Annotated in this window: 10 protein-coding genes; 3 read left to right on the top strand and 7 right to left on the bottom strand. The window is 58.0% G+C overall.

From position 1 onward, the window contains the following. Together G9C82_RS20010 and G9C82_RS20000 are read right to left on the bottom strand one after the other, a co-directional pair. Positions 1-660, bottom strand: a 660-nt coding sequence (locus G9C82_RS20010) for a CNNM domain-containing protein (RefSeq protein WP_174790060.1), incomplete at its 3' end; no start/stop codon positions are given. Between the two features lie 548 nt (positions 661-1,208). Next, positions 1,209-1,418, bottom strand: coding sequence for a hypothetical protein (locus G9C82_RS20000; protein WP_127015163.1), 210 nt, complete (start codon positions 1,416-1,418; stop codon positions 1,209-1,211). 406 nt (positions 1,419-1,824) lie between these two features. Here G9C82_RS20000 and G9C82_RS19995 point away from each other — a divergent pair, with 406 nt between their 5' ends. Beyond that, on the top strand, positions 1,825-2,298 hold the full coding sequence (locus G9C82_RS19995) for an SHOCT domain-containing protein (RefSeq protein ID WP_127015162.1): 474 nt from the start codon (positions 1,825-1,827) through the stop codon (positions 2,296-2,298). 194 nt (positions 2,299-2,492) lie between these two features. Here the strand turns inward: G9C82_RS19995 and G9C82_RS19990 are convergent, their stop codons facing one another. The 3 genes from G9C82_RS19990 to G9C82_RS19980 form a co-directional block, all read right to left on the bottom strand. Continuing rightward, positions 2,493-3,731 (bottom strand): hypothetical protein, encoded by a 1,239-nt coding sequence (locus G9C82_RS19990; RefSeq protein WP_127015161.1) that lies wholly within the window; start codon positions 3,729-3,731, stop codon positions 2,493-2,495. Positions 3,732-4,069: 338 nt separating this feature from the next. Continuing rightward, positions 4,070-5,221, bottom strand: a complete 1,152-nt coding sequence (locus tag G9C82_RS19985) for a mandelate racemase/muconate lactonizing enzyme family protein (RefSeq protein WP_127015160.1) — start codon at positions 5,219-5,221, stop codon at positions 4,070-4,072. 729 nt (positions 5,222-5,950) lie between these two features. Then, positions 5,951-6,715, bottom strand: a complete 765-nt coding sequence (locus tag G9C82_RS19980) for an IclR family transcriptional regulator (protein ID WP_127015159.1) — start codon at positions 6,713-6,715, stop codon at positions 5,951-5,953. 254 nt (positions 6,716-6,969) lie between these two features. Here G9C82_RS19980 and G9C82_RS19975 point away from each other — a divergent pair, with 254 nt between their 5' ends. Further along, entirely contained in the window at positions 6,970-7,947 is a 978-nt protein-coding gene (locus tag G9C82_RS19975) for a TIGR03557 family F420-dependent LLM class oxidoreductase (protein WP_127015158.1), read from the top strand. A gap of 59 nt (positions 7,948-8,006) precedes the next feature. Beyond that, positions 8,007-9,746: a thiamine pyrophosphate-binding protein gene (locus G9C82_RS19970; RefSeq protein WP_127015157.1), complete on the top strand. Its 1,740-nt coding sequence runs from the start codon at positions 8,007-8,009 to the stop codon at positions 9,744-9,746. Between the two features lie 179 nt (positions 9,747-9,925). On the opposite strand, the gene iolM is transcribed toward G9C82_RS19970, so the two are convergent. Both iolM and G9C82_RS19960 read right to left on the bottom strand, forming a co-directional pair. Beyond that, positions 9,926-11,080: a scyllo-inosose 3-dehydrogenase gene (gene iolM, locus G9C82_RS19965; RefSeq protein ID WP_127015156.1), complete on the bottom strand. Its 1,155-nt coding sequence runs from the start codon at positions 11,078-11,080 to the stop codon at positions 9,926-9,928. 74 nt (positions 11,081-11,154) lie between these two features. Then, the gene (locus tag G9C82_RS19960) at positions 11,155-11,940 is read right to left on the bottom strand and encodes an SDR family NAD(P)-dependent oxidoreductase (protein WP_127015155.1); all 786 of its coding nucleotides are present in this window, start codon (positions 11,938-11,940) and stop codon (positions 11,155-11,157) included. Positions 11,941-12,015: the final 75 nt, after the last annotated feature.

The following is a 12,015-nucleotide window of genomic DNA, read 5'->3' as shown; positions in this document are numbered from 1 at the left end:
TCTCACCGACTGTTCACCAATCGTCAACGCGTTCATGATCTCTTCACGGCGCTCCGCAGGCAATTCACCCTCTTCGAGTACCGATCCAAGTCGGTTCCGAAGGTCGGCACGAGTTTCGATGACTTCTCTCTCGGTTTCTGTCCATGCCTGAGTCATCTCGATGCCGAACAGGCCCAGTGTTCCCTTTGCAACCGAATCACCGACCCAGATAGCTGGAGCGAGTATCTTGGCAAACCAGTACAGCGGTCGTGATCCATACCGGGCGACCTGTTTGGAGCGTTCGACACCAAGGTAGGTAGGCGTCTGTTCCCCGTGCGTGAGGTGGACTAAGTTGATAATAAGAAAGCCGAGTAACGAGCCAGCCCCGACCGATGCGAACGTAGTGTTCTCAAACACCGGTTCAATCAGAGCCGCTAGTCCAGGTTCGGCGATAATCCCTAGTGCGATACTCGTTGCGGAAATCCAGACTTGGCAAGTGGTTAAATAAAACTCCAGATCAGTGGTCATTTCCCAGGCAAGCTCAAGCCCAGGCGTATCGAACTCCGATTTTGAATATTGTCTGACACGAGTCAACGCGAACTCGATTGCGACGAAATACGCGTTCACCCCGATGAGAATGATACCACCGAGAATCCGTAATCCAATCTCAAGCGGCTCCATCATCCGGCCGTACCAACACCAGACAAAAAATAGTGTGCAGTTCAAGATCAGTAGACATACTCTTTGGGCGGCTGTTTCAATCCGGAGTTTGGCGAAACCAATCCACTGATTGTCTCTATAACACGCTTTTTTAGTGAGCCGTACCAGCGGTGACAGTACCTTCCGAACGGACTGTAAATGTATGTCTGAGTATCCACCGACAGATCCTCGCAGTATGCTGCTTGAAGACCTACTTGCTACGTATCAAGCCGGGGCGATAACAACTAATTGTTTTCTGCGGGTAGCAGCATAAATTATAGCCAATAATTATGTTTTTCTATGAATATCTCTGGTACAGATGAGCATACTCAATTAGAATCTGGGGACAACAGAGCGGTATACCGAATGTCGCCAGTGTGGTCAGACGGTTGATGATCCTGACCAACCATGTTCATGCTGTGGCAGTACGGAAGTTGCCTCTTACACGTTCTAATGAGAAATTCCTGACAACGTGATTTTAGAAGCCGTTTCTTGAAGATGTTACAATGTACAAAAGAGCGGTGTAGAGATTAGATCCGGCGCATTGTCGTCACGATCTCCCGACCAGTCACGCGCCACCCACACCCGTTCCAGACGGCCTCAACGCGCTCGAAGCGGCCGTCAGGTCGCGGGTTGAATTGAATTTTGCGCTTCGGACCACGAACTGGTTCGTAGACGAACCCTTTCGCGTCGGTCAGCGATACGGTATGACTGTCCGTCGAGTTGTCTGGATCAGTCATTGGTGGGTTACAAGAATAGACAGAAACCGCGTTCAGTCGCGTTTAGACGGCAGGAAACGAGAGAGAATACATACCACATAAATCCAATTTGGCACCGTCTGATTGCAGTTAGCACTGCTGTATTGGATGTAGACGGTGCAGTACTGCTTCAGCGCTGAATACTAGTCGCGATGTATCCCGTCAGATCGGACTTATCGAGTCAGAGCTTCTCGGCCGTTGTCAATACAGATTCTTTGCCCGTGAAAAAGAGTGAAACGGCTGCTCAGTAGACCCGCGTATGAAGCAGACGAAGGGAAGCAAGCGAATTGTCGGTCACACTTGGCGTATGGCACTGATTACCCGCCGACGGTGTAGCCATTCTCCCTGCTCACAAATTATTTTAATTGGCTGTACTTGGGTGTAATTGATGCGCGATTTAGTCCCCGAGAGCCCTCAACTCCAGGCGGCTGCCGCCTCAATTAGTGCAGTGTTCGGTGGATGGCTCATATACACTTTTTTACGTACTCCACAATATACTAGAATACCTGATCCGCGAATTGTCCCAATAAACGGACTTCTCTGGTTGGCTCTGGGCATTTCTGCTCTTATAATATCGGTATACTTCGTTCACACGCTCAACCGCCAATCCGAGGCCGCCAACGCAGATACAGTTGGTTCTGAAGGGCACAGCAGGTCTACGTCCATCGAGAACCTCCATCAACGGTACGCAGCAGGAGATATTTCTCACGCGGAGTTTGAACGTCAACTAGAACGGCTGCTCGAAACTGAGGACATCTCTCAGGTTGATCAGCCGATGTCACTGTTGAAAAATAATGATAACGAGCCACATATAGACACTGACTCTGCATTTTCGTCTGAGTTAACTGAAGAGCAAGGCTGAACTAATTCTCAACAGGAGATAGCAGTCATGTATGATAGAACCCCTGTATCGACCGAGTCGAGCAGCACTGGCTTCGACATCCCACGGTAACCGATACGCGCACTGTACTGTTCATATCACAAATCGGCTCGCTGTGGAGACCAACTGACGTACGTTCGCTGGTGCAGTGTTCATGCTCCGCGCAATCACGTTTTTCAGGCCGATACTGCCCCATTAGCGGCGCAGCCAAGCTCGTAGTCCGTATCTTGACTGGCCCCGTTGGGCTTGCTCGCTCGGCGCTGGTCCAACGTGGACTCGTTCAGGTTGTACGCTTTGGGGGGCTTTTGCGCTGGCCCCTCTGCCTCCACGTCGCCGTCGAACTCCGGTGCCTCGATGACCCGGCCCCGGGGCGAGTGGCGGCTGACGTACGCCCCACTGCCCTGTTCGAGGCGCTGGATGTAGGTCCACTGGCAGGCGTGGACTTTCTTGCTCGCCCCCTTCGCTCCGTAGTCCTCGTGGGGCTTGGCGTCGATGATGCGAACGACATCGCCTTCTTGGAGGTCCGTCACGATGTCACCGGCCCACTCGGTCCAGTTCCGACAATTCCGCGTGTTCTCGTGGATGATGAACCGGAACTGCTTGCCCGTTTTGACATCGTCGATAAGTGCCACCTGATGCTCGCTGGCGTTCATCGGGTCGAACAGGCGAACGACTTCGCCCTGGACGGTCACGTTGTGCCGCCAGTCCTCGATGTTGTCGATGGCTCTCGGTGCAACCTTGAAGTAGTCGGGCGCGTTCTGCACGGCGTTCAGCGCGGCGTCTCGCGCACAGCCCGTCCGGAGTCGCTCGTGGCACAGCAGGTGCAGCGCCCGCCGCTCGGTCAGGTTCGTCTTTGCTGCGACCTGCTCGACGTACTGGCCGAGCGCCTGTATCTCCTCACCGATGCGCTCGACTGGGGACCACGACTCGTCGGCCTCCAGCCCGGCTGCGAGTTTCGCTCGTTCCTCGAAGTCCGCGAGGTCCCGGTTCAGCTGGCCTGCCTCGTCGTGGTCGGGCTCCGGGGTGACTGCTGGCTTGGACGCGACCGCCGCGGCGCCGTGTCGGGTCGCCGCTGCTCGCTCCCGGGTGGGGGACATGCCACCCTCGGCGTCGTCCTCGGCGTCGGCGTCGAACCAGCCCGTCGCGTATTTGACGTTCTCGACTGGGAGCTCGTCCAGGGACGGCTCGCTTGCCTGCTCCACGGGGGCGTCAGTCGGTTCCGCGATGGCTCGTGCCTCGTTGACCAGCCGAGCGTGGTCGGCTTCCTCGGCAACCCGCTGCTCGTAGGCCGCAAGCGTCTCCTTCGGGCGTCGGTCAACGAGCTTCGCGATTGGCTCCTTGTCTGACTGGTCAGCGACGGGGGTTCCGGGGTCAGCTGTCACGGCATCGCTTCGAGCGAGGTCTTCGATTGGCATATGGTATCTCTCCACGTGAAAAATGTGAGAGTAATAACATAATATGCTACCCTCGTTCCCGCGCTGTGAGAACCCGTCGTCGTATTACGCACCCCGCAGCGACCGACTGTTTCAGACCGTACTGAGTCTGAAAACGGGGTTTCAGGAACCGAACCACCACCCCTGGCGCTCTATGACAACCGACGAGCGCTCCCACAGTTGCGTCACCGGCTCTCGTTTCGGCCCGAATCTATCATTACTGTACTCGACTCGCGTCCCAAGTAGCCCGCGACGAGGAACCACGTCGCAAGTAGCCCACGACGAGAAGGGAAGCGACGCATCGAAAAAGCAGGTCGGTGTCAGGGGCGCTTGAGCGCGCCTTCAGCGTCGAAGAGACTGTGACTGTCTTTTGGTTCTCCGGGATGGTCCCGTGCCGCTTCCGGATTGAACTCGACGCCGAGACCGGGTTTGTCGGGCACTTCGATTGCACCGTCTTCGACTTCCCAGTTGTAGTCGACGACCTCCTCACCCCAGTCGACGTCTCGGCTCATGTGTTCCAGCACTTCGAGGTTTTCGAGGGCCGCACAGAGATGCAGCGAAGCGGCAGTACTGACACCGGCGTTCGGGTTGTGCGGCGCAATCGTCATGTACCGCGATTTGGCTATCGCGGCGGCGTGCTGGACCGCCTGAAGGCTCCCGTAGTTGGTCACGTCCGGCTGGATGATGTCACAGGCTTGCTTGCGGACGCGGTCCTCCATCGTCTCGTTGTTGTAGATGCGTTCACCCGTCGCAACGGGCATGTCGACGTGCTGCGTGACGTCGGCCATCACTTCGCGGTCTTCGAGCTCGACCGGCTCTTCGAGGAACATGATGTCGTACTCTTTGAGGGCGTCTGCGACCTCGATGGCACCACGACGAGTGAACCGGCCGTGACAGTCCAGCGCGATACCGACATCGTAGCCGACGGCTTCCCGAACGGCCTCGAGGAGATCGGCGACTTCTTCGAGCTGATCGTCAGTCAGAGAGTGCTCGTAGTGGGCGAACGGGTCACATTTCAGCGCGGGATACCCCTGCTCTTCGACGGCTCTTTTCGCGTGGTGGGCGTAGTTCTCAGGCGTCCGCTCACCGATGTGCCAGCCGTTCGCATAAACTGGAATTTCGTCGTGGACCTTCCCACCGAGGAGCTTCCAGACAGGCTCGTCGTAGTACTTGCCAGCGATGTCCCACAGGGCGATGTCGAACGCTGCTGCGACGGCGTTGATGAGCTTCCCCGCCCGCCATGCGAACGGGTCTCGGGTCAATCGCCGGTTGATATTCTTGCGATTCAGCGGGTCCTCGCCGATGAGATAATGCTGGTGTGCCTTCGCTGTCTCTTCGAGGGCGGCTGTGAGTCCCTCACCGCTCAGGGCCTCGCCGACGCCAGTAATCCCCTCGTCAGTCTCGACCCGGACAAAGAACCAGTTGCGCCAGTCTGCGTCAACAACGAATGTCTCGACATTGGTTATCTCCATAGAAATACCTAGATACCTGTCCGAGCTATGGATAAAGAAACACCGGTTGATTATCCGACAGCTCAGATATTCGCACCGTCTTTGCATTCGAATCCAGCAGTCCCGGTCCCGATAGCTGGCAGCACCAGCGACAGGCAATCACGTCGTTCGGCTCCAGAGAGGCCCGCGTTGCTCGCAGCCGATGCTTGCTACTTTGATAGCTCGGTGGAGCAGGTGGATGCGTTCTCCGCTCCATGGTCGGTACCAGGGACCGCTCTTGAGACGACCGATTCACCACGATGACTCACCCGCTGGCAGGAGTCCGTAATATAATCCGCTCCGAGGGCTACACTCAGCCCAGCGACTCATAAATATACACATCTTAGGCATATATAATAGCAGCTGCCCGGAAATAAAGACAAAAAATAGCAGAAAATTTAGATATAAAAGTATTATGCCGCCATATACGCCAAATTTGGAGCCAAATATTCTAATATATATAGAAATCCGAATTTCAAGACATCTATCCACGGTGGACACATTTAGTCATACTTTTCCAGAATTAGCGAAAACTGTCTCTATTGATGAACTCTATACAGAACGACCGTCTCTCTTGGTGAGAACTCAGTTTTACTGCGATTGGAATAACGAGCGTACTACTGTTATCTGATGGCCCCCCCCCCATCAGCACAAGGCCGATCTGTGTGAACCGGCGCGTTCGGTAGAAACGAACGGAATTTCCCGAGCGTGTTACGAGAACTGTGAATTGATTTCTATGACGTTCGCCGACCGCGTAATCATCGATGGGAGATCCTCCTCGTATCGTTCTCCCTCGAATCGGCTAGCTGGACCGGAGATACTTACTGCTCCAACGACCTCTCCGTTCGTCGTGACAGGCGCAGCCACGCAACGCAGTCCCATGATCTTCTCCTCCCTGTCGAAGGCGTATCCTCGCTCTTCGACGGCCTCCAGTTCATCGAATAGCTCCTCACGAGACGTGATCGTATTCTCGGTGTATCCTGGAAGGCCATGTCTGTCTAAGATTGATTCGACTCGCTCCTGGTTCATGTTCGCCATCATCGCCTTCCCGAGCGAGATACAGTGCATGTACTCTCGCCGACCCGCCGAGGATGCGGTCTGGACAGCGTTGTTACCGCTGGCCTTGTAGATGTAGACGGCTTTCCCGTGCTCCTCCATCGCGAACTGAGCCAATTCGCCACACTCCTCAGCCAGGTCGTCCAGCTCTTCTGAGACAACGTCGTATATCTCTAGCCTGTCTTTGACTGTCTCCCCGAGTTCTAGATGCCGGAGGCTGAGACGATACGTGCTGTCGTTTTTGACGATGTACTCGTTCTCTGCTAGCGTGGCAATGTGTCCGTGGACCGTCCCCTTGGAGAGGCCCAGCTCCTCAGCGATCTCCGTGACGCCTGCTCCCTCCCTCTCTTTCAGGAGGTCAATAATGTCCAGGGATGTCTGGACTGCCTCCACGGTTCGAGATTCGGTCTTTTGTGCCATAGTCTATCATGCTGGGCAACTGTAATAAGTGTGTTCGTAATCACCGAACATGGGGCGTGGTTCGCGAGAAACGAACGCATCTCACTCTATGCCCCCACGGAACACCGAAGTACGCGCCGATAGAAGGTCACCTCGGATTTGAGAGGCACATCCGTATCGAGGCGATTCCCATCGTTCGCGAAAGACGAACGCCACCGATGTGCGTTGCTGGCGGGGAAAACGCTAAGAGGTGGACTCTACATATCGTACCTACGATGGTCAGCATTGATCACATGGCCCACCAGGAGCAGTACAGCCCGTCCCAGCTGCTCGAATATTCCGAGGTCGCGGCCGCGAACGGCTACGACCTCGTATGGACATCGGATCATTTTCACCCGTGGTTCCATACGAACGCAGAGGCAGGGTTCGCCTGGTCGTGGCTCGGTGCAGCGACCGAGCGTATCGACGTCCCGATCGGGACCTGTGTCACGCCTGCAGGCGAACACTACCACCCGGCCCTTATGGCACAAGCGTTTGCCACACTCCAAGAGATGCACGACGAGCGCGTGATTCTCGGTCTGTCTACCGGTGAAGCGATGAACGAGAAGCCGATGGGTCACGAATGGCCCGACTATCCGGTTCGCCGCGACCGGTTAGAAGAGACACTCGAGATAATCCACGGCCTCTGGGAGAACGAGGGCTTCTACAGTTACGAAGGCGAACACTATGAGGTCGACGACGCTCGTCTCTACACGATGCCGGATGAGCGACCAGAGGTTCAGATCGCCGCTAACGGACCGAGTACGGCGTCACTCACGGGTGCGTACGGGGACGGGTTCATCACTGTCAAGACGGGCGAGGAGTACACTGAGCGGATGTACCCCGCAATCCGTCGCTATGCCGAGAAGGAGGGACGAGACCCCGAGAGTATCGAAACGACGTTGCTCGTGATCGCGTCCTACGACGAAGACCGAGAGCGTGCTCGCGAGGCGACACGGCCGTGGTGGGCAACGACACAGAACGTGTTCGACCGGGCGATGGCGAATCCCAAAGAAATCGAGAAAGAGGGGGAGAAGGCGACCACCGAGCAGGTCGAAGAGAAGTTCCTAATCGCCGACGACCCAAGCGAAATAGCTGCGCAACTCGAGGAGTACGCCGAAATGGGATTCGACCGCATCGCGCTGGGCAATACGAGTCCTGATCCAAAGAAACTGTTTGCGCTGATGGGTGACGAGGTCATCCCGTCGCTTTGATCGGTGGACACGTGCGGGGGGAATATTTAACAAACCGCGCATACATCAATCTGAACGAGATGACAAAACTGACTGGTGGCGAGATGATCGCCAAGTATCTGGAAAAGGAGGGCGTCGAGTACCTCGTCGGAATCCCGGGTCACGGGAGCACGAACCTCCTCGACGCGTTCAACGACTCCGATGTAGATGTGATCCAACCACGCCACGAGCAGGGTGCGACGCACCTGGCGGACGGCTACGCTCGCGCCAGTGGTGAACCGCTCGCGGTGTTCACTTCTATCGGCCCAGGTGCGACAAACACTGTCACCGGAGCGGCGACGGCGTACGTCGACTCGATTCCGATGATAATCTTCACCGGGGCGCCCCAGACCCACGAATACGGGCAAGGTATCTTACAGGAAATCGAGCGCCAGAAGCCGGGTGACTTCCCGAGCGTGATGGAACCGGTCACGAAACAGAGCTTCGAGGTCCGCGACATCGAGCACCTACCGCGTGTCCTTCGGCGTGCGTTCCAGACCGCACTATCCGGTCGCCCCGGTCCCGTCCACGTCGACGTGCCAATGGACGTCCAGGGCGCGGTCGCCGACGTGGACCTGCCCGAACCGACCCAGTCGCGGCCACACAGTCGCCCAGGCGGGGACCCGAAGACCGTCTCGGACGCGGCGGCACTCCTGGAAGAGGCAGAGCGACCGGTAATCGTACCCGGTGGTGGGACGATGCTCGCGGAGGCCTGGGACGAGGTGCAGGCACTCGCCGAACATCTCCAAGCACCGGTGAGTCCGACGTTCCAGGCGAAAGGTATCATTCCCGAGGACCACCCACTGTACGTCGGCTTCGCTGGCTGGATCGGGTCGACTGCCGGGAACGAACTAGTCTCGAACGCCGACGTGATTCTCGCTGTCGGCTGTCGGTTCACCGATATGCACACGTCCTCGTTCGAAGAGGGTGTCAGCTTCGATATCCCGCCGAGCAAGCTGATTCACGTCGACATCGACCCACAGGAGATCGGGAAGAACTTCCCGGTCGAAGTGGGTATCCAGGGCGATGCGAAAGTCGTCACACGCCAGATTACCGAAGAACTACGGGAACGTATGGACCCTGTCTCGGTCGAGGACAACGAGTACTACGAGGAGATGCAGGACCTGTGGGAGGAGTGGGAGACGATGGTCGAAGAGCGGTGGACGGACGACGATGTCCCGATGAGCATATCTCGAGCCGTCGCCAGTCTCCGTGAGGTGCTCCCGCGCGATGGGGTAGTCGTCTCGAGCGCCGGACAGCCACAGGAGACGGTCAACCCGGAGTTCCCCGTCTACGAGCCAAGAACCAACATCTCTTGTGGCGGGTTCTCGACGATGGGATTCGGCGTCTCGGCGGCCATCGGTGCCAAGCTCGCCAAGCCCGATAGCCCGGTCGTCGACGTCGAGGGCGACGGGAGCTTCATGATGTGCAACCAGGAAGTTGCGTGTGCGGTGGAACACGACATCGACGTCACCTTCCTCATCGTCAACAATCACGGCTGGAAGTCCATCCGAAACCTGCAGGTCGACAAGTACGGCTGGGACCGCGTGCTGAACACGGAATTCGACGAGGAGACAGATATCGACTTCATGTCCATGGCCGAGGGTTTCAGCGTCGAGTTCGCCGAACGCGTCATCAAGCCGGAAAACCTCGACGGCGTCCTGGAGGACGCCATCGCCCACGACGGCCCAGCAATCGTCGAGGCCGTCGTCGAACCCGACAATCCCGACTCCGGAGCCATCATCACCGGCGAGTGGGACCTCGCTGACCTCGAAAAATAAAGACACCATCTCCGCGAGTCTCTATCCACGCGGATGTCATCGGAGGGGCTAACAGAGTCGACAGAGCCACAATCGCGGACAGCGGTTCGAGAGCCGAAAGCGAGACAAGCGAGGCCGAGAACCGGTGGGACCGTCGATGAGCGCCACCGGGAACGCTACGGACTGAAAACCGGGACGTCTTACATCTTGATCAGGACTTTGCCGTCGACTCGCTTTGCGGCCTGTCTGACGGCGTCGTCGGCGTTGTCGAGCGAGAAGACCGACGTCACCATTGCCCGGTTGTCGAGCTGGCCACTTGCCATCATACGGATGACTCTCGGGAACACCTGTTGTCCGGTGTGCCCCTCAGACCCGTACAGCTGGGCACTGCTCCCCTGGTACTTGCGGAGCGCTATCTCCGGGTCGGAGCCGGCATTACTGATGTGGACCACGTTCGCGCGTTCGGCTAAGGTGTCCTCGATGACCGGATACGTCTGAGAGACGGCACCGCTCGTCTCGACGTGAACGTCGGCGCCCTCGCCGCGGGTGACCTGTTGGACCGTCTCGACCGGGTCGACCTCGATGGGATTGTAGACTTGTTCGAACCCGAGGTCGTGGGCGATCTTACGGCGCTGATCCGACGGTTCGAAGGCGATCACCTTCCCCGCACCGGCCGCGCGAGACACGTTCATGCCGGTGAGTCCGATGGGGCCAGCGCCGTGATAGACGTGGTAGTCCCCGGGCCAGATGCCGTCAGCCCGACCGAAGAGGCCGTAGTAGCAGATCGTGCTCGGTTCGACAGTCGCCGCCGCCCGGTAGAGTTCGTCCGCATCGTCGTACGCCTGTTCGAGTGAGGCGACACTCCAGCAGATCTTCTCGGGGACAGCGACGTACTCCGCGAACGCACCGTCCATCGTGAACCCGATCTGCTCGAAGTTCTCACAGTGGCCGTGGAACCCCTGCCGGCACATCTGGCAGCGGCCGCAGTAGTCAGTTACCTCGGCGGTGACCGGTTCGCCCACGTCGAAGAGAGTGGCGTCCGCGCCCGTCTCGACGACCTCTCCGGAGAACTCGTGACCGGTGACCGTCGGGAACCGTGTGTACGCCGAGTAATGCATGTACCCGTCGTCGTCTGTCTCGATCATCGAGACGTCGCTACCACAGACACCGGCGTACTTCACGCGAACGAGAACCTCGTCTGCCGCCGGCTCGGGTCGCTCGCGGTCCTCGATACGCAGTTCCGGGTTCTTCCAGACCTGGGACGAGTTCATCGCTCGGTGCCGCTCCCGCTCGTCGTCAGACAGGTCGTAGTCAGAGCGCGGACTCCACTCCGCGTCGAGTTCAAGTGCTCGCATTGTTGATACGGAGTGTCCACCGCGTAATAATTGTAGGGGGTTCCCACGGGGCCCGCTCGTGGGCTGTTACAGTTCTAGAACGTCTGCCAGCCACCGTCGACGTACACCATCTCCCCGGTCACGTAGTCTGCCTGTTCGCTCGCCAGGAAGAGGACCGTCGGCGCGATGTCCTCCGGGTATCCCGCTCGGTCAAGCGGAATCTGCTTCATCAGGTCTCCGGATGCGATGGACGCTTCCTTCTTTTCGGCACCGGAACCGAACTCCGTGGCGATGTGGCCCGGTGCGACGGCGTTGACCCGGATGTCGTGGTCAGCGAGTTCGAGTGCCGCGCCTCGGGTTATCATGAGAATGGCACCTTTCGTAGAATCGTAGGGAACCTGGTCCGTCTGTGCGTGCGTCGAACTGATCGAGGCCGTGTTGACAATCACGCCGCCGTCGCCCCTGTCGCGCATATCGGCGGCGGCCGCCTGTGTGCCGAAGAACACGCCGTTCGTGTTGACGCCGTGGATGGTCTCAAGAGTATCCAGGTCCACGGAGAGGAGGTCACCACGGGTGAACCACCCGGCGTTGTTCACCATGACATCGACGCCGCCATAATCGCGAGCGGCCTCGACGACTGCCCTGATCGCGTCCGGGTCCGAGACGTCCGTCTCGACGTACTCGGCCGTCCCGCCCGCGGCTTCGATGGCGTCGTGCGTCGGCCGGTCGGCGTCGGTGTCTTTCGGCTCGGGGTCGATGTCGGCGTTCAGCACTGTCGCTCCAGCGTCGCCGAACGCCAACGCGATTGCGCGACCGATACCGGAACTGCCGCCGGTGACGATGACAGTCTCCTCGTCGTACTCGAAACTGGTGCGTCCCATAGCAATTCATTTGATTCACAACACATAAATCGGCCGATTCACCGACTGCGTGCGCAACATCTATGTAGCTCGGTG

Source organism: Haloarcula sp. R1-2, from assembly GCF_011627385.1.
In the GTDB taxonomy this organism is placed as follows: Archaea; Halobacteriota; Halobacteria; order Halobacteriales; family Haloarculaceae; genus Haloarcula; species Haloarcula marismortui.
The sequence above is the reverse complement of the archived record's forward strand: the minus strand, read 5'-3'. Positions and strand labels throughout refer to the sequence as shown.